Source organism: Acetobacter aceti, from assembly GCF_002005445.1.
In the GTDB taxonomy this organism is placed as follows: Bacteria; Pseudomonadota; Alphaproteobacteria; order Acetobacterales; family Acetobacteraceae; genus Acetobacter; species Acetobacter aceti_B.
This window is the reverse complement of the sequence record NZ_CP014692.1, coordinates 1,630,403-1,652,287: the sequence shown is the minus strand read 5'-3', so window position 1 is coordinate 1,652,287 and position 21,885 is coordinate 1,630,403. Positions and strand designations below refer to the sequence as shown.

The 21,885-nt window shown below is 48.4% G+C and carries 19 protein-coding genes, 1 tRNA gene and 1 pseudogene; 14 read left to right on the top strand and 7 right to left on the bottom strand.

Annotated features, from left to right (window positions below):
- Window positions 1–48: 48 nt before the first annotated feature.
- The 4 genes from A0U92_RS07425 (at window position 49) to A0U92_RS07410 (ending at window position 5,815) form a co-directional block, all read left to right on the top strand.
- Complete coding sequence (locus tag A0U92_RS07425; RefSeq protein WP_077812670.1) at window positions 49–2,412, top strand: LPS-assembly protein LptD; 2,364 nt, start codon at window positions 49–51, stop codon at window positions 2,410–2,412.
- A 100-nt stretch (window positions 2,413–2,512) separates the two neighbouring features.
- On the top strand, window positions 2,513–3,922 hold the full coding sequence (locus A0U92_RS07420; RefSeq protein WP_077812669.1) for a peptidylprolyl isomerase: 1,410 nt from the start codon (window positions 2,513–2,515) through the stop codon (window positions 3,920–3,922).
- 3 nt (window positions 3,923–3,925) lie between these two features.
- On the top strand, window positions 3,926–4,771 hold the full coding sequence (rsmA, locus tag A0U92_RS07415; protein ID WP_077812668.1) for a 16S rRNA (adenine(1518)-N(6)/adenine(1519)-N(6))-dimethyltransferase RsmA: 846 nt from the start codon (window positions 3,926–3,928) through the stop codon (window positions 4,769–4,771).
- 69 nt (window positions 4,772–4,840) lie between these two features.
- Entirely contained in the window at window positions 4,841–5,815 is a 975-nt protein-coding gene (locus tag A0U92_RS07410; protein WP_077812667.1) for a D-2-hydroxyacid dehydrogenase, read from the top strand.
- A 42-nt stretch (window positions 5,816–5,857) separates the two neighbouring features.
- Here A0U92_RS07410 and A0U92_RS07405 read toward each other — a convergent pair.
- From A0U92_RS07405 to A0U92_RS07395, 3 genes and pseudogenes are all read right to left on the bottom strand, one after another.
- Window positions 5,858–6,378 (bottom strand): annotated as a pseudogene (locus A0U92_RS07405) (ferritin-like domain-containing protein).
- Window positions 6,379–6,493: 115 nt separating this feature from the next.
- Window positions 6,494–7,237 (bottom strand): RlmE family RNA methyltransferase, encoded by a 744-nt coding sequence (locus A0U92_RS07400; protein ID WP_408736115.1) that lies wholly within the window; start codon window positions 7,235–7,237, stop codon window positions 6,494–6,496.
- A 120-nt stretch (window positions 7,238–7,357) separates the two neighbouring features.
- The gene (locus A0U92_RS07395; RefSeq protein ID WP_236748310.1) at window positions 7,358–8,581 is read right to left on the bottom strand and encodes a Ppx/GppA phosphatase family protein; all 1,224 of its coding nucleotides are present in this window, start codon (window positions 8,579–8,581) and stop codon (window positions 7,358–7,360) included.
- A 191-nt stretch (window positions 8,582–8,772) separates the two neighbouring features.
- On the opposite strand from A0U92_RS07395, the gene A0U92_RS07390 reads away from it, so the two are divergent.
- Together A0U92_RS07390 and A0U92_RS07385 are read left to right on the top strand one after the other, a co-directional pair.
- Window positions 8,773–8,846 (top strand) — tRNA-Gln (locus tag A0U92_RS07390).
- Window positions 8,847–8,948: 102 nt separating this feature from the next.
- A complete protein-coding gene (locus A0U92_RS07385) occupies window positions 8,949–10,598 on the top strand; it encodes a tyrosine-type recombinase/integrase (RefSeq protein ID WP_077812666.1) in 1,650 nt (549 codons plus the stop codon).
- A 26-nt stretch (window positions 10,599–10,624) separates the two neighbouring features.
- On the opposite strand, the gene A0U92_RS07380 is transcribed toward A0U92_RS07385, so the two are convergent.
- The gene (locus A0U92_RS07380) at window positions 10,625–10,942 is read right to left on the bottom strand and encodes a hypothetical protein (RefSeq protein ID WP_077812665.1); all 318 of its coding nucleotides are present in this window, start codon (window positions 10,940–10,942) and stop codon (window positions 10,625–10,627) included.
- Window positions 10,943–11,312: 370 nt separating this feature from the next.
- Here A0U92_RS07380 and A0U92_RS07375 point away from each other — a divergent pair, with 370 nt between their 5' ends.
- The 3 genes from A0U92_RS07375 (at window position 11,313) to A0U92_RS07365 (ending at window position 14,972) form a co-directional block, all read left to right on the top strand.
- Complete coding sequence (locus tag A0U92_RS07375; protein WP_187668853.1) at window positions 11,313–12,542, top strand: primase C-terminal domain-containing protein; 1,230 nt, start codon at window positions 11,313–11,315, stop codon at window positions 12,540–12,542.
- Window positions 12,543–12,804: 262 nt separating this feature from the next.
- Entirely contained in the window at window positions 12,805–13,515 is a 711-nt protein-coding gene (locus A0U92_RS07370) for a hypothetical protein (RefSeq protein WP_077812664.1), read from the top strand.
- Between the two features lie 275 nt (window positions 13,516–13,790).
- The gene (locus tag A0U92_RS07365) at window positions 13,791–14,972 is read left to right on the top strand and encodes a DUF4268 domain-containing protein (RefSeq protein ID WP_077812663.1); all 1,182 of its coding nucleotides are present in this window, start codon (window positions 13,791–13,793) and stop codon (window positions 14,970–14,972) included.
- A gap of 22 nt (window positions 14,973–14,994) precedes the next feature.
- On the opposite strand, the gene A0U92_RS07360 is transcribed toward A0U92_RS07365, so the two are convergent.
- A complete protein-coding gene (locus A0U92_RS07360) occupies window positions 14,995–15,381 on the bottom strand; it encodes a hypothetical protein (protein WP_077812662.1) in 387 nt (128 codons plus the stop codon).
- Window positions 15,382–15,603: 222 nt separating this feature from the next.
- On the opposite strand from A0U92_RS07360, the gene A0U92_RS07355 reads away from it, so the two are divergent.
- From A0U92_RS07355 to A0U92_RS07335, 5 genes are all read left to right on the top strand, one after another.
- On the top strand, window positions 15,604–15,963 hold the full coding sequence (locus A0U92_RS07355) for a MobC family plasmid mobilization relaxosome protein (RefSeq protein WP_077812661.1): 360 nt from the start codon (window positions 15,604–15,606) through the stop codon (window positions 15,961–15,963).
- Window positions 15,953–17,290: a relaxase/mobilization nuclease domain-containing protein gene (locus A0U92_RS07350; RefSeq protein WP_077812660.1), complete on the top strand. Its 1,338-nt coding sequence runs from the start codon at window positions 15,953–15,955 to the stop codon at window positions 17,288–17,290. Before A0U92_RS07355 ends, A0U92_RS07350 begins: the two co-directional genes overlap by 11 nt.
- The gene (locus tag A0U92_RS07345) at window positions 17,259–17,861 is read left to right on the top strand and encodes a hypothetical protein (protein WP_077812659.1); all 603 of its coding nucleotides are present in this window, start codon (window positions 17,259–17,261) and stop codon (window positions 17,859–17,861) included. Before A0U92_RS07350 ends, A0U92_RS07345 begins: the two co-directional genes overlap by 32 nt.
- Before the next feature lie 549 nt (window positions 17,862–18,410).
- Entirely contained in the window at window positions 18,411–18,764 is a 354-nt protein-coding gene (locus A0U92_RS07340; protein WP_077812658.1) for a hypothetical protein, read from the top strand.
- A complete protein-coding gene (locus A0U92_RS07335) occupies window positions 18,764–19,399 on the top strand; it encodes a recombinase family protein (RefSeq protein ID WP_077812657.1) in 636 nt (211 codons plus the stop codon). Before A0U92_RS07340 ends, A0U92_RS07335 begins: the two co-directional genes overlap by 1 nt.
- Before the next feature lie 603 nt (window positions 19,400–20,002).
- On the opposite strand, the gene A0U92_RS07330 is transcribed toward A0U92_RS07335, so the two are convergent.
- On the bottom strand, window positions 20,003–21,100 hold the full coding sequence (locus A0U92_RS07330) for a hypothetical protein (RefSeq protein ID WP_077812656.1): 1,098 nt from the start codon (window positions 21,098–21,100) through the stop codon (window positions 20,003–20,005).
- A 90-nt stretch (window positions 21,101–21,190) separates the two neighbouring features.
- Window positions 21,191–21,772 (bottom strand): recombinase family protein, encoded by a 582-nt coding sequence (locus A0U92_RS07325; protein WP_077812655.1) that lies wholly within the window; start codon window positions 21,770–21,772, stop codon window positions 21,191–21,193.
- Window positions 21,773–21,885: the final 113 nt, after the last annotated feature.

Genomic DNA, 21,885 nt, shown 5'->3' with positions numbered 1-21,885 from the left:
TCCGAGAGACAGCTTTCGCGTCGTATGCGGCGCATGAGGGCTGCCCTTATGCGACGTTCGGGAAGCACAGACCTGCGCTGTGAGACGGCCCACATCGGCCACCGTTTCCTGTGGGTGAGTCTGGGTCTCGGCTCCGTAGCGCTTGCCTGCGGCCTATTCGCGCATAAGGCGCACGCGCAGTTCAGGCCGTCTCCCACGCATTTCAATCCGGGCAGCAGCAATCCCAGCTCCAAGAGTGAACCGGCCACCTTTCAGGCTGACCATGTCAGTTACGACGATCATGCGGGCGTCGTGACATGGACCGGCAATGTGCAGGTCTGGCAGTCCGACCATATTCTTCGGGCCGACAAGATTACCTATGACCGCAATACAGGGATCATTGCCGCGACCGGCAATGTCGCCTCCAGCCAGCCGGACGGGTCCGTTCTGTTCTCTCATTATGCCGAGCTGAGCGGTGACATGAAGAACGGCATCATGACGCATGTGAATGCGATGATGGTCGATAACGCCAAGCTGGCAGCCAACGGCATGCGGCGCACGGACGGCAAGGTCAACGACATGACCCGCGCCGTCTATACGGCCTGCGAAATCTGCGCGAAGGACCCGACCCGCGCGCCGTTCTGGCAGCTCCGGGCCTATGGAGCGACGCAGGACATCGAGCACCAGAAGATCGATTTCCGTGATACCTACATGGATATTCTGGGAGTTCCGGTCTTCTATCTTCCCTTCTTCTCCATGACCGACCCGTCGGCCAAGCGTCACAGCGGTTTCCTGATTCCCGGCATCACACCTCATGACCGTTATCTCGGAACCTATTTCACTGTTCCCTATTACTGGGTGATTGATGATTCTTCCGATCTGACGGTGAAGGCCCTTTTCTCCACCAAGACAGGCCCGCAGATCAGCGCCCAGTATAGAAAAGCGTTCAATTTCGGCATAATTCGCGTCATGGGCGGCCTAGCCTACGACACGCACAAGTCCGGCGCCTACACAAACGGATTTGGTGACTCTGTCGGCTCCCAGGACGACCACGGCATACAGGGCTACCTGTTTGCAAAAGGGATGTTCTCGCTCACGCCCAAATGGCGCGCCGGCTTCAATGCGCGTGTCGCAACGGGCGCAAACTACATGCGTGACTACCGTGTGCCGGGCTATGGCGGCGACACTCTGAACTCCGACGCCTTTATCGAAGGCTTCGGCACAGGTTCCTATTCAAAGCTCGACGCGCAGTTCTATCAGGGCCTGAACCGGGGCGTCATTCGTAACAACGAACTGCCGTTCGTACTGCCTCATTACGAGTACAGCCTCCTCAACCAGCCAGATATTCTTGGTGGACGACTGGCCGTCAACACCAATGACTTCTATGTCTATCGTAATCAGGGCACGCGCGATCAACGCGGAGAAGTCCAGTTGAACTGGGACCGGCCGTTCCGCAGCAGCTGGGGGCAGAAATTCCTTGTCACGGCGCGGCTGGACGCCATGCTGTATCATGCGTCACAGCTCTACCAGCAGCCGAACTACTATAATTACATGAAAAGCACGACTGCCGGTCAGGTTGTTCCGACCCTGGCGGTCAAGATGAACTGGCCGTTTGTCCGTCAGTTCATGAAAGGCCACGGAAGCCAGATTCTGGAACCGATCGTGCAGGCGATCTATGCCCCGAATCAGGGAGCGGGCGTTAACCGTCGCATGCCCAACGAAGACAGTCTGAACTACGAATTCACGGATTCAACACTGTTCGCGCTGAACCGGTATCAGGGCACAGACCGGATCGACGGCGGCCTGCGCGCCAATGTCGGCGTCCACGGCAACTGGACGTGGAACGGTCACACCGTTGACATGCTGGTTGGCGAAAGCTTCCAGGAGCATGTCCAGCACAACCGCCAGCCCTATTCCGGCCTTGATCACCATCTCTCGGATATCGTGGCCCGTGCGAAGATTGATCCGTTCCGCTATTTCAGTGTTACGGGACGTACCCGGATCAGCCCTTACACAGGCCGGGTGGACTTCGCTGATGCGCTCTTCAACGTCACTCTGCCTCACGCCGGGAACCTCCCCCGTGTCAGCTTCTTCGGCGGGTATGTCAGAGAGCCTGTGACGCCGTACTATTATTACGTGAACGACTTCCGCAACGGTGGCTCGCCGCCTTCACTCTATTACGCTCCGACAAACGAACTGAGTGGTGGCGCTTCAGCAAACTGGCGGAACTGGCACGGATCGTTTTTCGTACGCCGCGCACTGTCACGACACAAATTCGCGTCAGTTGGCGGCAATATCGGCTACATGAATGACTGCTTCGGGCTCGATCTTATGTATCTGAAGCAATACACCAAGATCGGCGGCCAGCAGCGCTATTCAACGGTGCTGTTCACACTGACGCTCAAGACAATCGGCGCGTTTGGCATCAAATAAAATCATGAACCTTCTGTTTGGCCGCCCGGGTCCACTTCAAAAATTTACACGATTGGATAATGATGACAGCTCCAATCGATCAGGTGAGAGACCAAGCTGTATGCGACTGAGCCTTTCCGTGACAGGTTCCGCCCTGGCCCTCTTAGTCGCGCTGGGTTCTTTCGCCAGTCTGCAAGCTAACGCAGCCACGCCGCGCCACCACCACCAGCAGCCACAGGCAGCGACGGATGATGCGTCCGCCTCCTCTCCTGAACAGGAAGAAAAGCAGGCGGCCGATACGCCGAAGCTTGAACCGCTGGGCAGCAAGCAGGACGCCATCATCGCCGTGATCAACGGCCAGCCGCTGACACAGCGCGACGTTGATAACCGCGGTCGCCTGTTCGTGCTTTCCACTGGACTGCCCCTGAGTGAGGACATCATGCAGCGGCTGCGACCACAGATCGTACGTCAGCTGATCGATGAACGTCTGCGCACGCAGGAAATCCTGTCCCGTCACATTAACGTCTCTCCCGAACAGATTGCCGACGCCATCGGCAATATCGAAAAGCGCAACGGCATGGAGCCCAACGCGCTCCGCAACAAGCTGTCGCAGGATGGCGTCTCCCTGACCACGCTGATCGACCAGATCCGGGTCCAGATCGGCTGGATGCAGGTTCTTCGCCAGGAGCTTGGCGCAAAATCCAGGATGACCTCCCTTGAAATCGCCCAGCGTCAGGAGGCTCTGAGCAGACAGCAGGGGCGGCCGGAATACCTGATCAGCGAGATCTTCGTTCCTGTTGCCGATCCGCGCCACAGCGAAAACGAACTGAAATTCACCGAGACCATCATTCAGGAACTCCGTCGTGGAGCGCCCTTCTCCATTGTGGCGGCGCAGTTCTCGCAGGCGCAGAGCGCACTTGATGGCGGTTCATTGGGCTGGGTTCAGGAAGACAGCCTCGACCCGGAAGTGGTCGCAATGGTCCGCCAGATGCCTGAAGAAGCCATTTCAAATCCCATCAAGGTTGCGGGTGGCTATGTTATCGCGACAGTCATGGGAAAGCGGGTCATCGGACATCAGCCGGGAACGCTGCTTGACGCCAGACAGGCGTTTCTTCCATTCAGCGTGCCTCTGAATCCACAGGCTCCGACGGACCAGCAGCGCCAGATGCTGGAAAAGGCGGTACGCCTGACACAGACGGTGCACTCCTGTGACGAACTTGCCGCCGTCAACAAGCAGATGGGGGAAGTACGCCCGTCCAATCCGGGCGAACTGCAGCTTGAGCGACTGAATCCCCAGATGCAGCAGATTCTCGCCGGACTGCCGATCGGAAAACCCACGCGTCCTCTGGTTTCCCAGGAAGGCATCGACATCCTGATGGTCTGTGGCAAGAAGACCAAGAATTTCGCTGACCGTTCTCCCAGCGAGATCGCCGATCAGCTACTGAACGAGCGTGTCGAGCAGACGGCCCGCCAGCTGGATCGTGACCTGCACCGCCGCGCCGTCATCGACATGCGGACGGCGGCGCCCTGATCAGTGACAGATATTTCTCCCCGGGAGCCTCTCTCTTCCGTTATCAACCGCCATAATCTTGCCGCGCGTCACTCTCTGGGGCAGCACTTCCTCCTCGATCCCGGGATCACCGAACGGATTGTCGAACTGTCCGGCCCGCTTGAGGGTCGTCATGTCGTGGAAGTCGGCCCCGGACCGGGCGGCCTGACACGGGCGCTTCTCGACAGTCAGGCCGCTTCCATCACGGCCATCGAGGTCGATTCCCGTGCTATTGGCGTGATAGAGGAACTGGTTGCTGAAGCCCCTGACCGTCTGAAAATCGTTCAGGCCGATGCGACTGCACTGGATCTTGCAACACTTTGCCCGGCTCCGCGCCGGATTGTTGCCAACCTTCCCTACAATGTCGCGACGCCCCTTCTGATCGGGTGGCTTCGGCAGGCAGCTCAGTGGGAACGGCTGACGCTGATGTTCCAGCTTGAAGTCGCGGAACGGATCTGCGCTGAACCGGGCAGCGAGCATTATGGGCGACTGGGAATCATCTCCCAGTGGTGCGCCAGTTGTTCACAGGTGATGCGTCTGCCGCCGGGCGCTTTCTCTCCTCCCCCCAAAGTCTGGTCTTCCGTTGTGGAAATCACGCCTCATGGCGAGCAACCATCCCCCGAACTGTTTCGTGCCATGGAAAGTGTGACGGCGACAGCATTCGGGCAACGCCGGAAAATGCTGCGTGGATCGCTCAAGGGCATCGGAGGCGAACGCCTTCTTCAGGCTGCCGGGATTGATGGCTCCCGCCGGGCGGAGACGCTGGATATCGCGGAATTCGATCGTCTGGCGCGATGCTTTCTTGAAACAACCCCGTCCGGGAAACGCTGATCGCAACAACGTCTGTTGCGTTTGAGCTGATAACGCAGAGATACTCATCTCCTGTGTCATGACGGGGGAATGCCTGTGTCTTTCTGGCTTAATGAAAAACCGAACATCGTCATCGCCCATTCGTCGTTCGACATCAAATCAATGGTGGACGCATGGGATGAGCCAACCAAGTGTGTCTGGGCAAAAACCAAGACCGACCTCGTCCCCGCACTGGCTGATGCGGATATCCTGGTGACGATGACCCTCTGGGAGCCCGGCTATCTTGCGCTCGCTCCCCACCTGAAATTGCTTCAGACCATGACATCCGGTGTCGAACAGTATGACACGGAAGCTTTTCGTGAACGCGGAGTGCATCTGGCGAGCGCACGAGGCGTGAACGCCAATGCGGTCGCTGAACATGCCGTCGCCCTGATGTTCAGCCACTCCAGAAGATTATGGGAAGCCAGAGACGACCAGCGCCAGTCCTTCTGGCGCAAACTCGCTCGCACCCAGGGTGAACGGCGTCATGAAGTCGCTGGCACGCATGTCGTGATTGTCGGATTTGGGGCAATCGGCGCGAGGCTGGCGACTGTGTGTCTTGCACTTGGCCAGACGGTCACTGTTGTCCGCAAAAATGCGACTGCCGGGACTGGGCCCGCCATCACCACTGTTGCTGACGATCAGCTTCCGGAAGCAGTAGGCAATGCGGATTACCTGATCCTCGCCTGCCCCGCAACGCCGGAGACCAGAGGACTGATTGACGGAAGAATTCTCAGCCTGATGAAGCCCACAGCCTGTCTGATCAATGTCGCCCGCGGTTCAGTAGTGGTGGAATCTGACCTGATCACGGCTTTACGGCAGAAGCAGATCGGCATGGCGGCTCTGGATACGTTTGAGCGGGAACCGCTCCCTGAAACATCGCCGCTCTGGTCCATGCCGAACGTTCTGATCACGCCGCATGCCGCTGGCGATACCGTGGCTTATGAAAGTCGTGTCGCGAATATTCTGCATGATAATATCAGACGACTGGCTGAAGGAAAGCCGCTCATCAACCAGATCGTCTAACGGAGAAGGCGTTACCCGTTCTGGAGTAAAGTCTGCCCAATCTCAGTCTTGCAGAAACGTCGTTCCTTCATGCGCCACGAGGAAGTCATGCATGTCAGTGGCATGTTCTTCTTCCTGCGCCAGAGTTTTTTCAGGCATGATCCGTGTCGTCGGATCCCTGTCGCTGAAATAGCGGATCAGTTCGCTGTAATGCTCCGCCGCAATCCGTTCAGCGATAAGGTTCTGCTTGATCATCTCGACCAGATTACCGGGTTTGCCATATTCGGTGGCGGAACGTGTCGCCAGTCCGGCCGGGCTCATATCGGGAATACCGCCCAGATGATCAATCCGCTCTGCGGCCCACAGTATATGCGTCTGTTCTTCCTGCGCATGCTTGGCAAATTCTGCGGCGATGCTCTCGCTATTAATGCCTGAAGCGGCAATGGCGTTCATCTGATAACGCAGGGTACAGACAATCTCGGTTGCAACCACAGCCTGACGCAACTCGATCGTCTTATCGACATGACCCACATAGGCTGGCGTCAGCGCCCGTCACCAATCGATTTCTTCGGGCGTGCCCGCAATGTTTCGAACTCGGTAAGAAACGTATTTTCTTTTCAGGGTGTTGCTGCTCGCATGATTTCACTCCTCTTCTGTCCTTTTTCCAACGGGACAAAAGAGGAATGGTTTCAAATCATGTCACAGACGTTCGTTTCGCTCAGCCCTGACTTCCGCCAGCCGTTCAGAACGAAATCCTGTCGCCACGACATACAACTCGCTGGAATCCTTGCGGCTTGCCGGTGGTTTGACGTGACGCACAGAAGTGAAAAGTTTTTTCATGGGCTCAAGCATCTGTTTCTCTGAACCACCCTGAAAGACCTTTGCGATGAAACCACCCCCTTCCGCCAGAACGTCGAACGCAAAATCCAGCGCGCCTTCCGCAAGGCCGATGATCCGCATGTGGTCGGTTGGAGCGTGACCCGTGGTATTCGGAGCCATATCAGAAAGGACAAGGTCGGCCTTGCCACCCAGCATCTCGATCAGCCGACCGGGAAGTTCCGGATCAGTGAAATCGCCCTCGATAATTTCCGCGCCGGCAACGGGATCGACCGGAAGAAGGTCAACACCAATGACATGGGAAGCCCCACGTTTCACTGCCACCTGCGTCCAGCCGCCGGGAGCAGCGCCGAGGTCCACCACGCGCTGACCGGGTCTGATAAGATGAAAACGGTCATCAATCTCGATCAGTTTAAAGGCGGCACGGGAACGCCATCCCTGCTTGTGGGCGGCCGCCACGTAGGGATCATTGAGCTGACGCGCCAGCCAGCGTTGCTGTGCCGTTGTTTTCTTGCGGGTATTCTTCACGGTTACGGTTTTCGAGCGAACCGACCGGACAGCGACGCTATCGGAGTCGTTGTTCCTGGCGCCCGGGGTAGCCGTCACCCTGACGGCACGACGTCCCGGCACACGGGATGCCTGTGTCGAAGCGGGTTTTCTGGGGCCTGATGGTGGAGTTTTCGATGTCACGTCTGACTGCACTTTGCTTGTTGGGTCGGCTGAAATTCAGTCGGGTGTGACCTGATGCTCATCAGAATGACCGACATGTGGCCAGGTTCGACCATAATGCAAGCCACTCTCCTCCCGCATCATACGCAACAGCAATCCGTCACGCAGACCACGGTCCGCCACCACGACATTGGCGGACCAGAGTGATAGAAAGGCTTCAAAGATCGCACAGCCGGGCATGACATAAGTTGCCCGTTCCGAACCGATGCACGGGTGAACTCTCATCCCCTCCATGCCCATACGGTGCAGACGACCAATGGCTCTTCTGGCGCTGTCAGGCTGTAGCCTATAACCATCCACTGCCTGCCTGATATAGCGAGGCAGATCCAGATCCAGACTGGCGAGTGTTGTCACCGTGCCGCTTGTTCCCACTACGCGCACACGGTCACTTTCGATATGACGGCTGATCTGATGTGTCTGCTCGAACGCTTCGAGTTGCTCTTTCACCATCTCAAGCATGGCCCGATAGGTGCCCGGGCGACGATGAGGGAACTGTTCAGCGAGTGTGATGACACCGATCGGCAGGCTGATATAGCCGACGAGGGTGTGTTTTCGCGCTGTCTGATCCAGTCGCACCCACGCGATTTCTGTCGAACCGCCCCCAACGTCAAGCAGAAGCCCCCAATCCTGCCCAGACCGGGACTCCCGGACGAAATCCGTGGAGCGTCTGCGCACTGGATCAAAAAGAAGGGCTGAGCAGCTTTCGACAGCCAGCTCGGCTTCTTCCTTGCCGGAAATGATCTCGAATTCGAAACCGGTTTCCTGACGGATACGCTCGACAAAAGCCTGCCCGTTACGAGCACGACGACAGGCTTCCGTCGCAACGGCCCGCAAACGGATCGGACGATGACGCCCCAGCCTGTCTACACACGTATGCAATGCCTCAAGCGTGCGGTCCATGGCGGCGCCATTAAGTTCGCCAGTCAGTTGCAACCCTTCGCCCAGACGGACGATACGACTGTAGCTGTCAAGCACACGAAAGCCTCCTTCCGTTCGGGCAGCCACCATGAGACGACAGTTGTTGGTTCCCAAATCAAGAGCGGCGCATGATCCACTCTGATCCCACCCGCCCGGATAGCTCCTTTGCTGTCCTCCAGCCGGACGCAGGCTAACAGGAACAGCTTTCGTTCTGTCCATTTTGGGCAGTGCAGGAAAAATCGGCGCTGGAGAAGAAGTATTGAGCGCCCTCTGGCTTCGGAGCCAGGCGCCTGAACGGTCCATCGTCTGGTTCCTTTTTGAGACAAAAGTTGAGACAAATTTAAGACACTATTTCAGGAAACCGAAGGGTCCGGCAAGCAAAAAAATTTCATCTTTTATAAAATGGATAACAGGGGTTGTGCCGCGAAAAATGCGATGCTATTAGGCCGCTCATACCGACGGAACGCGGTTTTAACCGGGTTCCGGTCTCCTGCTGGGGGATAGTTTAGCGGTAGAACTACCGGCTCTGACCCGGTCAGCCCTGGTTCGAATCCAGGTCCCCCAGCCATTCGTCTCCATAACCTATTGAAATCATTGGCGAAAATCTTCCCCTAATCGAGGGTCGATTGGAGAACTTCTCCAAAGACTTCTCCAATCGGGCTGAAGTTTGATGCTCACAAGGGTTCAGGGAGCGTGGCATTTTCGTCGCGCTGTTCCTCTCATGGTCCGTCCGTTCATCGGAAAACAGGAAATCTGGTTTTCCATGAGAACCACCAGTCGGGTCACGGCCACCGCTCGGGCTGGCATGGTCTATGGGATGGTTGAACAGATTTTTCAGGATTGTCGGGATATGTCAGAAACCGAGGAATACATCCGCACTCTTGAGGATGCCCTCACCACATCGGATGGAATTATCTCGGGTCAAGACGACTTAATCACCATCCTGAAGCGTCAGCATGAACTCAGACGTGTAACCGATGCTCTTACCCATTATTCCGAGTTTTCCGCTTTTATTCGGACACAGGCAGAGAAATTGCGCGACATTGGTCGTCGGATTGAAGACCTGAATCACAAGGCCATCCTCAATCAGGGACGATTGGCTGAAGCCCGTGACACAAGGAACGAACTGACAGAAGCCATCAAGCAGATTGCTAGCATGGCAACGGGCATGATGACGATGGCAAATCAGGCCCAGTCTATTCCTCCCTCCCCGTCTATTCCCGTGGACGAAACTCCAAAGTTTTCGGAAATTATGGAATCCTACGCGGAGTCCAAGAGCAAGGAACTCAAGAACGAGAGAGACAGCAGGGTCATGAAGGTGACTCTTGCTCAGTTTCTGGAGATTGTCGGAGACAAACCACTTGCCAGCTATAAAGGCAAAGATGCCCATTTATTCATTGAGACCATGAGGCGTCTTCCCAATAATTATGGCAAGAATTCAATCACTCCTGTTCCCATTCTTGATTCCATCGCTTCGGCTGATTTTCAGGAGAAACACGCGGGAAAAGACATTCCCCGTCTCAGTGATGCAACCGTAGAAAAGCGCGTCACCTTTCTGAGAAGCCTGTGGGATTACATGCGCCCCATCGGTCATGTGGAGAAAAACATCTGGAAAGGCTTCAAGTTCAAGTCGGAAAAAGTTCGGGCTGTTGAAGACTGGTCAGAAGAAAATCTCACCAGACTGATGAATTATCCATGGACCACCCGCACCTTCTCCCGAACAACTTACGCCTTTGTGACAGCGATTGCCGCTTACTCAGGAATGAGACAGAGCGAAATCTGCCACCTGAGATGTGAGGATTTTGTCCACACGGATGATGGCTGGATGATTTACATTCAGGAACATCCTCCCGTCATGGTTAACGGTAAAGAAGTGAAGTTCTCTCCCAAATCCGAAGCGGGCGAAAGAGTGGTCCCCATTCATTCGGAGCTAATCAAACTGGGACTTATCAAATATGTGGAGCGGATGAAAAAGGCTGGAAAAACATTCATTTTCTATGACCTGAAACCCGCAGGACTGGACAATCTCCTCTCCCATAATTTTCAGCATGGATTCAGCCGCCATAAAATCAAAGCGGGTGTCACTCCCGAGAATGTCTTCCATTCGTTCCGTCACAGCGTTTCGACCATTCTCAGAAACGAGGACGCGACCATCCGGGAAGTCTGGATTGACGCAGTTTTGGGACATATCGGGGATACTTCCCGCAAGTCTCAGGGCGTCACCACCTATCTGCATCAGATTGGAGCAAAGAACCTGAAGAAGACCATCAACAGGATTCATTATCCTGAGAGCTTCCAGATTGCGAAGCTGTTTGAATAGGACCGTTGAACAAAGGAGCCATCTGGTTAAACGGACTCCTCTTCCTGTTTAACTGTGTGCCCCTTTCTCACTGATGTCATGCATTTCCTGACCAGTGTGGTTGCCTGTTTTCTCATGCTGTCAGGAGCATCTATTCCCATGCCCTGAAGCCGGACCAGTGGCTTAATGCCTTCAGACAGGGCGACAGCCTTGCTCTGGTTCCTGTCCCGTTTGATTTTCTCGCGGATAGCCATGGTCAGCCATTCCCCGACCTTTGTCCCTTCTTTCTGGCATTGCGTGAGGACGGCCTGACGGACATCAGCAGGAACACCACGAACGCCCCATATCTTTTCATTTTCTTCCATTCAGTTCTCCCTTGTTAAACGGGCCACGTAAAACAAGTTTAACGAGATAAATGGCAAGAAATAAAAGAAAACAGACAAGACGTTAAACAGCATCAGAAAAATTGTTTGACGATAATTATCCAATATATTTTATCGTATAGATAATATACTTGCAATTATTCCACATTTTGATGTTTAATAATAAAAAAGGCCAGATGCGGAAAACATCTGACCTAACAAACTTCTGGAAGTGCGAACCATCAGTTTTTTAACTTAACTTACACGCTGTAATTTTGATTATGCATTATATGAAAGAATTAGTCAAGAAAATAAAGTAAAAAAGTTTAAAAAATCCTGATGGTTTCTCCAGATTAAACTGGGAGAAATGATAATGGGATTAGTATTAGAAAAAGAAAGCATACAATCAAGCCAAGATTTACAGCATGAAACACTTCCAAAATGGTGGAAGCGTGACTGCTCCATGCTCGTGAATTCATTCATGGTGATTCAGGAAATCTTTCCAGAGTTATCCCGTATGGCTCAGTATTTTCTTCCGAAAATGCCGAGAAAGATTCGAGCTTCCCAGAACCTTCGGTCTATCAGCATCAGCCGTCACACTGATTTTTATAATTTTTCCAAGGGCATTTTGTTGCCTTGGGTTTCCTTTGATTCGAAGGATGCCCGCAACGTCCTACTTTATGATATTGACCATAAAGAAGCTTGGAACCTTATAAAGAAACTTCCAGCCTGTATTCGTCCCCATATTGTCATGGACCCGCACAAAGGCACGGCTCTGGGGATTATATCACTCAGGACACCCGTTCTTCTGAATGGCCATACGAAGCCGGTGGAACTTGCTGAAGCGTGTCACCAGATGATGGCAAAGTATCTGAACGCTACCCCTCTTCCACATGGTTCAGTCGTCAAGAATCCATTCGGCATGATGGATAATGTAATTGGGTATCTGCCACGCATCGGTGAGCCTCACACGCCTGCAATATGGTTTCAGCATGACCAGAGGAAATGCTGGCACACGATACCAGGTGCGCAGGATGTGGAGTTGAAGGACATTCTGAATCATCTGAAAGCCGATTATGGAGAAGTCTGTTCCAAAGGAACCCGCAGACAGTTTGTAAAGCGTGGAGATCCATCGACTTTAGGACGGAATTGCGCGGTTTTCGACCTCGTTCGATGGTATGCCTATGACCATTATGAAACTGATTATGCCGCTCTTCTGGATGAAGCCGAGACCGTCAATCAGACCTTCTCTGACCCTCTTCCTCATAAGGAGCTTGCCAGTATAGCCAAAAGCATCAGCAGGTTCATGCAGAACCGCTACAATGGCAAGAAAGATAGCGGGAGGCATATCAATCGAGGCATCATGAAACTGGAAGCCTCTCAGCTTGATATAAAAAAGAAGCAGAAACTCTCCGCCCATCGCACTAACGATATTAAGAGAGAAAAGACCGAAGCACTTATCTTTCAGGCTCTTGAGTCATGGAACCCCGAGTTGAAGCTAAATCAAAAAAATCTATCAAAAATATCCGGCATTCAACTCAGAACCATCCAGAAAAAATGGAACGAACCAGAAGTTAAAGCTACGCGCTCAGGGCATAACTAATGACTGAGACCCTGCAAAAAAGGAGTCGCATTACGGTGTCTATCAGGGTCTTACCAAGGAACGCGCTGGTAGGATGATTCTTATTAGGGAGTATACGCACACGTGAGGAGTGGAATAAGAAACCTGTTTAAGAGGGGGTTACGTCGGAACCTGGATGCGAATGACCATCGGAAAGAGCAGTCGAGGCTCCGCATATTGACCAAAGATTATAAAAAGAATCTCTGTCTCATACGTACCGAGTTACACGGCAACAGAGGAAAAAATGGACTATCAAGATACAATAATGAAATATCATTTATTCATGGAAACAATAAAGTTCCGGATAAATCATACAAGAAAAATTGCTATAGCAAATATGCTATACGCCAAATGTTTTAACGAAGCACCTCAGGAAACCATTATGAATAATAGGGAGGGGATTTTTGATTGTATTATAGGAACGGAATCCTGCGCTCTTCAAATACGAATGATAATAGAAACCATAGCCTTACTCTCTTTGTTAGTTCATAAAGATATAAATCCCTCAGAAATAAATAAATTAAAAAAAGAGTTTCACGCAGGAGATATTATAAAAACCCTTTCGAAAATAAACGAAAATTTTTTCCCCATACCAATAAATCAACATACAGATACAAAAAATGAAAATACAACAATAAAACATACATTTGATGTAGATGGAGCCATTAGCCAGAAAGAACTAATAAAAGCCTACGGAAGGTGCGGAGATATACTGCACATGGGAGGTTTTGAAAGAATAGAAGACAAAACAGTTTTTAATATAGATGTAAAATTTATTCACGATACCATCAATGGAATTATCAATCTTTTAAATCACCATAGGATACTTCTAAAAAAAGAAAATAAGTATATAAGATGTATTTTAGCCAGCAGGCAAAATGGTACAAATGTATCTGTTCGTATCATAGATGGAGATGTCTGGAGCGAAAGCCCCAACGAAAAGATATTTCTATAATTACGTTTGTGTAGGATGTTTAATCAGAGTGATAATACCCCGTCAACACGAAATAAGCCACGCTGAGTGGCTTTCTGTTTCTTTTCCATAGTTTGTATCATCTGGGGGGATGAATCGTCTTTTCACGGGCGTTAAATGACTTTTTAGAGTGTTTTTGTTTTTTCTCGGTTCTATATTTCGGAAGATATCACTTTTGCCCCTTCACACTAGCCCTGACTTGTCGACATCTTCTGTCCGATAGAAGGTAGCAACATCAAAGTAGCAGGAGCTTCAGTGTGTTTAAGGTGGACCGCAACACAAACCGCATACAGCCATTAGTCAAAAAAAGGTTCAGTGATTTAGGCTTCAAAGAGCGCGACCACATTCAGGAATGGCTTGTTTATCAGCCAGACGCACTGGGAGAAGAGCTTCTTATCATACAGAAAGAGTTTGACGGGTTTGACGACACGAGGGAACGGCTTGACCTTCTTGCATTAGACAAGAGTGGTAACCTGGTTATCATCGAGAACAAGCTGGATGACTCTGGTCGGGATGTGGTGTGGCAGTCCTTAAAATACACCGCATATGTTTCCAGTCTCACAAAGATGCAGATTATCCAGATATATCAGGACTATCTCAATAGATATGAAGGGGGAGGTATTGCCAGTGAGAAGGTTTGTGAGTTTCTAGAGATTGACGACATGGATGAGGCTGTCCTTAATTCAGGAAACAGTCAGCGCATCATGCTTATTGCTTCCTACTTCAGAAAGGAAGTCACCGCCACAGTTCTTTGGCTCATCAGTCGTGGCATCGTAATCCAGTGTTTCAAACTTACTCCATATTCCCTTGAACAAGAAATACTGGTGGATATAGACCAAATAATCCCACCTCCTGAAGCTAGTGATTATATGATTGGCATCTCTTCTAAAGAAAACGAAGAGGCGACAGTTCAGGGTATCCAGAAAGAACGACATCAGACACGCTTCCAGTTCTGGACCTACATGCTCGATGCCTTCAGAAAAAAAGGTGTGGGTCTTTACGCAAATGTCAGCCCGGGTAATGACCATTGGTTGACTGCTGGTTCTGGATTGAGCGGTTGCCCTTACAGTCTGATTTTCGGAAGAAAAGAAGCTCGGGTCGAACTCACATTTTCACGAAGCTCTGCATCCTGGAATAAGTGGATGTTCGACAAAATACATGAACACAAGGACGATATAGAAAATAGGTTAGGTGCGAAATTGGAATGGAAGCGATTGAGCGACAAGAAATCCAGTCGCATTGTTCTGGCTCATCCTTATGATGGGTATGATAAAAGCAACTGGCCAGCAATGGTTGACTGGATGGCCGAAGAAATCCAAAAGTTTCAAACTGTATTCCGCCCATATTTGGAAAAATATGGACAAGAAATTAAATCCATCCAGTTTGAAGATGCAATTGACAATGAAGAGGATAATGTGAACGAATTAACTGCCGAGTAACAAGAAAAAGCAAAGCAGATTTTTAAGGTGTATTCATCTTTTTCTCAGCCCGTCTGAGTGCTCGGAGAGCCTTATCCAGCAGGGGTATCATGTAGGTCAGTTCTTCTGCCTCCCACGTTCCCCGCTGGACGCCCGCAATCAGGTCTCTGCTTAACGGTTCCACGAGCATAAGTTGTTCGTGGATGTGCCTTATTTCCTTTCCTTCTCTGGTAGCCTTCAGCCATGCCTCAAGGTCTCCACGCTCCACCACATCCAGTCTGGATAGTATCTCTTCAGGTATGGTCTTATCCCAGATGTATATCTTTCCCAGACCTTCGGGTTTTGCAGTTTTCGTCTGGCAATCATAGTTCCACTGAATGACCGAATAGGTGCTTTCGTCTTTCGTATTGGGTCTGAAGCTTACAGTCATAATATTTCTCCTAAAATGTTTCGATAATTAAATTATATATAAACAGACATCTTTAATTCAATAAAGTCGTGTTTTATTTGTTATTTTCTTGTGGTTCCATTATTGTAATTATTATAGTTCTATTATTAGCCAGTCATTGGAAATGTGGCCCGCTACGCGAACCAATTACCAAACTGGTCAGGGGCTTTGCCCCGTGAACCCCATAAGAAAGGAGGAACCATCATGCGAGATATTACACTTAAAATCAGATGTTCTTCCGATGAGAGAGACCTATTTGAACAAGCCCGCAAGGATGCTGGCTTTAGTTCTGTAGCTGGTTGGCTCCGTTCGTTTGCTTATGAATATGCAAAGACAGGAGAGAATAAGGGTAACATTCGTCAAGGTCTGACTGATGTTAAAACCGAACTCCAAAGGATTGGGAATAATCTCAACCAATTAACCAGAAGTCATAACTCTGGTCAGTCCGTTGATGTTTCTGAGGAATTAAAGGAGATACGTTCAACCGTGTTGGGTCTGTCTGATATTATTACAGACATTCGACCCATACCATACATCATGGAGAAAAAGGACCATGATAGGTAAGTCGACACGTATACAGACCGAGAGCGGTCCCCGTAATCTTGTGAATCATATCTTTGATAAGCATCACGAGAATGAGGAAATCAATGTCCTCCAGGGTAGCAGGGAGGAAGTTTGTCAGGCTTTTGATATTGCTTCGGGGATGAGTAAAAAATATGCGGTGAGACATTTCACTCTTTCATCACAAGAACCTTTAAACACTCAGCAGACTTATAAAATGTTCCGCATGTTCGGTGATGAATATGGCTTCTCTTCTGATAATTCCACGATTGTTGAACATAGGAAACAGAGAGAAAATCATGCGGGATGGGAATATCATTATCATCTTTTGGAACCCGAGATCCAAGATAACGGAAAGGTATTAGACAACCGCGCATCAAGGCTCCGCAATGAGAAAGTATGCAGACGGTTTGAGATTGAAGAAGGTCTGAAAATTATTCCCGGCAAGTGGAATCACGCAGTTGCCAAGGCTTTCAGGGCAGAAGGTTTGTACGAGTATGCAGACAAAATGTCTGATGCTTGTGCGATTGAACGCCCAAGAGCCTCTTACTCTTCTGGAAAACTTCAGGAGATGAAGAGAAAAGGCAAGTCTATGCCACACATAAAAACAGATATTAACAATATCTGGAGCCAGTCAGATGGCATTAAAGCTTTTCTTTCTGCTATGTCTGACAGTGGGTTCCGTATCGAACAAGGAACCAAAAACAAAAAGTCATATATTATATATGATGAAGATAATACCCAAATCGGTTCTGTTTCACGCATACTTAAAGACGTGAGACAAAATGATTTTTTTATAATGATGGAGGATTTTAATAATGAGATTATTCGAAAAGAAGAAAAGACAGCCGTTAGACAATCGACAAAAAAAGCAGTCGGTGGACTCATCAAAAAATCCACCAAACAGGAAGCCGACGACTACGCAGACCAAGGACTTGAATCCTTCCCAGAGTTTCCAGTCTTCCGAGCAGAAGAAGAGAATGGAAATGCAGAGAGCGACTTACTCAGAAGCGAAATCAGCCCACGCGGGAACATCGCAGATTCTGGAACTGATACAGAAAACACCAACGGACGGGCCGAACCCGATAGAGCAGATACAAGAGAGCCTGAATCAGATATTACAGAACCAGCAGGAATTAACGAAAGCAATATCCGTCATGCTCAGCATGTTGTCGCGTCCGCAAAAATAAAATTTCATTTTTCCAATACCGTTGAAATCCGCGACATTTCACACGTTAGACCGATAACCCCTGAATATATTCAGGAAATAAAAGAGCGTGTGAAATCATACGGAAAAGATGATAAAGAGTATTTTTTTCGGCATTTATAAGAATCTAAAAGAACAAAATAAGGAAATATACAAATATAATAAATCTATTGACCATGATGTCATTGCGCTTATTATTGACGCTATCATGCGTTTGCTTTTTGGTGTTTCAATTAGACAAGTCAAGGCTATGCCCGAGCCTATCACTTATCCACGATTTGAAAGCCCTGTTGATAAAGAAACTTTCGACAGCATGAGCAAACAGGACAAGAAATCCATCGTATTTCTTACTTTTGTAAAATTGAGAGCATCATACACGAAGCACGATAACTTCATGAAAAAGTTCGATATGGATGGAAGATACCCCAGTTTCCAAGCATTTTTGCAGTCGTTCTCTGGGGATTATATGGCAGATGAGATTATTAACATGTATCCCTTTCAATATATCAAAGAGCTTGAAAAATCAGAAAACGAAATGGATAGAGAAGTCGCTGTTGAACTTAAGAAGATTATGAAAAATGAATCTTCTGATTATCCTTATACGCATGATGACTTAAAAATGTTCATAAATAGTATTAGGGGAGAGATTGAAAATAATAAAAAACTAGAGATTGAAAACAAAAAAAATAAATGAAGAACTAAACAGGCAAATGGCTCAGTTTTATGAAGCGTATGGTGACAATATCACACCTATCGCAAATGAAAAAACCATTAAACACAATGATGATAATATCATAGAAATCGGAAATCATTTCAGACGTTGACAACAATATTATATTTTATCTTTGTGCCCATCATCTCAATAGCTACGCTCTTTCGATGTAAAGCGACTGGCATAAAATGCTCATGCTTCACATTTTATATATATGTTGTCAGGCTATAATTTCTTTTTGATTACACACAATAAATGGCTGTCTACAGCCGTTTATTAGTCGCGCTTAGACAATAGAACAGACGAAGTATGTTCGTGCGACATATCATGTAATCATTGCATATTAATGGTATATTAAGTAACTTCACGAAACTGTTATTGAATAATTACAACTAAATGTCTATAAAAGACTTGTTTTTTGTTCAGTTTCTGTTATATTGGAAATGCAAAGGGTTCGGCGTCTCCAAACCCTGTCTATCAATCACCATGCGAAAAGGACCAAAAAAGCATGAACTAAAGGAGTATTTTTCTATGACTGCATTTATTACATCAGCACTTCCTTCAAATAATGGGAAGGATGCATTTACATTCGCTATCATCGCAATGAATACAGCCCAGGCTAATCCTGAATCTGTTCAAAAATGGCAGATTGAAGCAAAGAAGTTTGGCTTACGGACATTCAGGGCCATCGGTATTGAGAAAAATAATTATAATGGCGATGTGACAAATAAAGATATTTTTGAAGCCTGCGAAAAAGTTCAGAATAATGCTGTCGACACCGCTCCAAAAGACGTGAGTGGCTTCCGCTTTGAGGCTAATTTTGCTGCCCCTGAAGATGTCATGGAATTGCTCGAACTGGACCAGACTTTTCTAGAAAAATACTGATGACTGTTTACGGATATGCCCGCGTAAGCACTTGTAAGCAGGACGTTAATCAGCAGATTGACGCCCTGAAAAAAGCCGGGATTTCTGCGGACCATATTTTTCAGGATATTATCAGCGGTTCAACAGATGACAGGCCAGGGTTAAACAAATTGCTCAGCCTGTTAAACGATGGCGATACCCTCACAATCTGGAAGATTGACAGGCTTGGTCGCTCTTTCATTCATATATGTGAAATGATTGAGCAATTCAGAGAGCGCGGAATCATTGTTCGTTCTATCTCTGACGGTTTGACGTATGACCCGAATAATCTTGTGGGTCGTATGTTATTCCAGCAGATGGCCACCTTTGCAGAGTTTGAACGTGGCATGATTCATGAGCGCATCCACCTCGGAATCGCATACGCCAAGAAGCATGGAACACGCTCAGGAAAGCCCATAGGACGCCCTACCGCGAGTAGTCCCCGTATTCGTCTCTGTCTGGACCTGATTGCTCAAGGGAAGAGCTACCGGCAAGCATCTCGCGCCACTGGTGTCCCGACCTCCACTATCGGGAAATATGCCAAGCAAGCCAAAGAACAGGGCCAGCTTGAGATCCAAAGCAATATTTTCGACGCTATTGGAGCCGTTGGAAAGTAGGTCAAAGCCCATATTTGGATAATTATCGATTGGCGATTATCGCCCTTTCATATAGAATCCTACCCCAGACATTGGAGAACTTCTACAGAATCTTCTCCAAACAAGCAGACAGGGAAGTTGCTAGGTATTTGTTTTTTATGGGTTTTATCTGAAATCTGTGGAGACCGCCAGTATCCAGGTCCCCCAGCCAACACATAAAAGCCCTTAAAAATCAATTATTTAGAAGACCGAAAAACCCAAGATGGGGACAAACACGGAGACAGTTTAGTCTGCTTCTGCGTGTTCGTCCGGTTCTTCGTTATGTGTTTTGAACGCATTGATATGCAGTTTTTACGCTTGATTTATCCAGACTTATGATATCGCGAATATGATTGACCGAACACAAAAAAACAGCGGATATCTGCCGTTTTTGTCTGTTTTAGTATTTTGTAAATTTTTGTAGATTTGCTTTTATATATGTGAGGCTTTCGCCTCACATACTCTCGCGGGATAAAGCTGACACGCCTGCGTTTGATAATATGCATTGTATACTGGCTCTGCCGACACTGAATTTCCTGCTCAATTTCGTGACGGTTTTTCCTTTTAGGAATTAGGCCAACGACTTCATGTATGATGCACGTCAGCATTTTCAGACAGTATATTTAGGACTTCATGATTTTTTTCCACAATAAATGGTATCATAATTTTTTGAATTTCTTTCTCTCCCCATTCAATTTTGATTTTTGAAATACTTTTTGAGTCAGTAATGGATATATTTTCTACATCACCTTCTAATTGCGCCCACCTTGCAATGCCTCTCAAATTTTCTACAGAGAGAAAATTTTGAACTACGGGGACAAGGGAAAAAATCTCATTTAGTATTTTTATTCCATCCCTCAATTTTTTTGTTGCACGTTGCATTTCAGAAGTTGATACGGGATTTTTGTGTATTATGTTGTGGTAATCATCTATAAGACTAATTCCTTTTTCGGCCTTCTGGCGAAAAATTATACAATATATATTACTTGACGGTAATCTGTGAATTATTTTTTCTCTAAATTGAGGTGCGCGAGAGCGTAATTCATCTGTATATTGAAGGATGTTTTTGTCTATTTCTTCTACGGTAAAAAGGTAATACTTCCCTTTCTCTGTATTTTTCAAAATAATTTTATAAATATCTGGAATAAAATCTCTGACACTCTTTATCTTTGAGTCGACATTTTGGAAATAGCTTCTCCAAGCTCTTATGGATTTAATTGCGTCATTTGTCAGGACGGAAGAGATTTTGTCTCTTAATAACAGAGAGGATTGTCTGTTTCTCGCATCCGTGTAGGCGTTTTGATGCTCATCCCAAGAGTCACCAAAATGCTTTTTTCCGCAATCTTTTCCAACAAGTCCTTTTTCAGAACCGGCTTGGACAACAAATCCCTTATGGTGTCTGGCACTACATCCACGAATAGAGCATGGCAATTTTTGCTCACGGTAGTCATATGTTTTTAAGATAGAAGTCAATTCACAGTTTTCTGGAAATTTTCCAGAAACCGTTACTTCTCGTCGTGGATCGTCTGTGGCCAGTTCGATGATAAGAAGCTGAGCATCGGTTAGATTTGCAATTTTGTTATTGCCAATGACGGGCATGTCGGAAAGCGAATCGTTCATAGATTGTTTAATAGCACAAAAGGAGAACATGTGGGGAGAGAATTCAGTAGCAATGAATGGCATTGCTTGTCTGGTTCAGAATTCGTCCCAAAATCACCTGATTCCGGAATATGTGTTTAATGCATGATTGTTATGCGTGTTGTGCAATAAATGTTAGGCGTCTGAACCAGGAGTGACCTCTTTTGTAGATCGCCAGACCGTCATCCTGGAGACATTCAGGATCAGGCCAATTTTAGTGATGGAGAAGCCCTGTTTTCTCAGATGCCGGGCGCGAGCAATCTTGGCTCTGGACAGTTTGGGGCGTCGGCCAAGCCGGACCCCCTTTTCCCTGGCAGTCTGAAGTCCAGCGATCACCCGCTCACGGATCAGGTTGCGCTCGAATTCCGCAAATCCGGCCAGTAACAGGAGAAACAGCGCCCCTCCAGAGCCGGAAGTATCAACGCCAAAATTCAGGATACGCACGGAAATTCCGCGTTTTTTCAACCGTTCAATCAGAGACAGAACATCAACAGCATTACGACCGAGCCTGTCCAGTTTGGCTACGGTCAGTGTATCTCCTGTCCTGAGTTTCCGAATGAGTTTGCGAAGCAAAGGCCGGGATTTCCAGTCCGTAGCTCCTGATACTGTTTCCTGAATAATATGGCAGTCAGAGACGCCATCCCGCGTCAGATCGGTGATCTGGCTGTCTGTTGTCTGTTTGCCCGTGCTCACCCGTGCATATCCATACCTTTCCATAAATTTCGCTCCGTTCTTTTGCTCATACTCTGCTGTCCGTGAGTGGTCAGTGGATGCTGTAAGAACAGTGTAACAAAATCAGGTGATTCAGAGATAACATCCGGAGAACATAT

Bases quoted from the DNA above. Each gene is read 5' to 3' on its own strand.
- A0U92_RS07425 (WP_077812670.1), top strand. From the start codon at position 49: ATGCGACGTTCGGGAAGCACAGACCTGCGCTGTGAGACGGCCCACATC.
- A0U92_RS07420 (WP_077812669.1), top strand. From the start codon at position 2,513: ATGCGACTGAGCCTTTCCGTGACAGGTTCCGCCCTGGCCCTCTTAGTC.
- A0U92_RS07410 (WP_077812667.1), top strand. From the start codon at position 4,841: ATGCCTGTGTCTTTCTGGCTTAATGAAAAACCGAACATCGTCATCGCC.
- A0U92_RS07395 (WP_236748310.1), bottom strand. From the start codon at position 8,581: ATGGACCGTTCAGGCGCCTGGCTCCGAAGCCAGAGGGCGCTCAATACT.
- A0U92_RS07385 (WP_077812666.1), top strand. From the start codon at position 8,949: ATGCTCACAAGGGTTCAGGGAGCGTGGCATTTTCGTCGCGCTGTTCCT.
- A0U92_RS07380 (WP_077812665.1), bottom strand. From the start codon at position 10,942: ATGGAAGAAAATGAAAAGATATGGGGCGTTCGTGGTGTTCCTGCTGAT.
- A0U92_RS07375 (WP_187668853.1), top strand. From the start codon at position 11,313: ATGGGATTAGTATTAGAAAAAGAAAGCATACAATCAAGCCAAGATTTA.
- A0U92_RS07370 (WP_077812664.1), top strand. From the start codon at position 12,805: ATGGACTATCAAGATACAATAATGAAATATCATTTATTCATGGAAACA.
- A0U92_RS07360 (WP_077812662.1), bottom strand. From the start codon at position 15,381: ATGACTGTAAGCTTCAGACCCAATACGAAAGACGAAAGCACCTATTCG.
- A0U92_RS07355 (WP_077812661.1), top strand. From the start codon at position 15,604: ATGCGAGATATTACACTTAAAATCAGATGTTCTTCCGATGAGAGAGAC.
- A0U92_RS07350 (WP_077812660.1), top strand. From the start codon at position 15,953: ATGATAGGTAAGTCGACACGTATACAGACCGAGAGCGGTCCCCGTAAT.
- A0U92_RS07345 (WP_077812659.1), top strand. From the start codon at position 17,259: ATGATAAAGAGTATTTTTTTCGGCATTTATAAGAATCTAAAAGAACAA.
- A0U92_RS07340 (WP_077812658.1), top strand. From the start codon at position 18,411: ATGACTGCATTTATTACATCAGCACTTCCTTCAAATAATGGGAAGGAT.
- A0U92_RS07335 (WP_077812657.1), top strand. From the start codon at position 18,764: ATGACTGTTTACGGATATGCCCGCGTAAGCACTTGTAAGCAGGACGTT.
- A0U92_RS07330 (WP_077812656.1), bottom strand. From the start codon at position 21,100: ATGCCATTCATTGCTACTGAATTCTCTCCCCACATGTTCTCCTTTTGT.
- A0U92_RS07325 (WP_077812655.1), bottom strand. From the start codon at position 21,772: ATGGAAAGGTATGGATATGCACGGGTGAGCACGGGCAAACAGACAACA.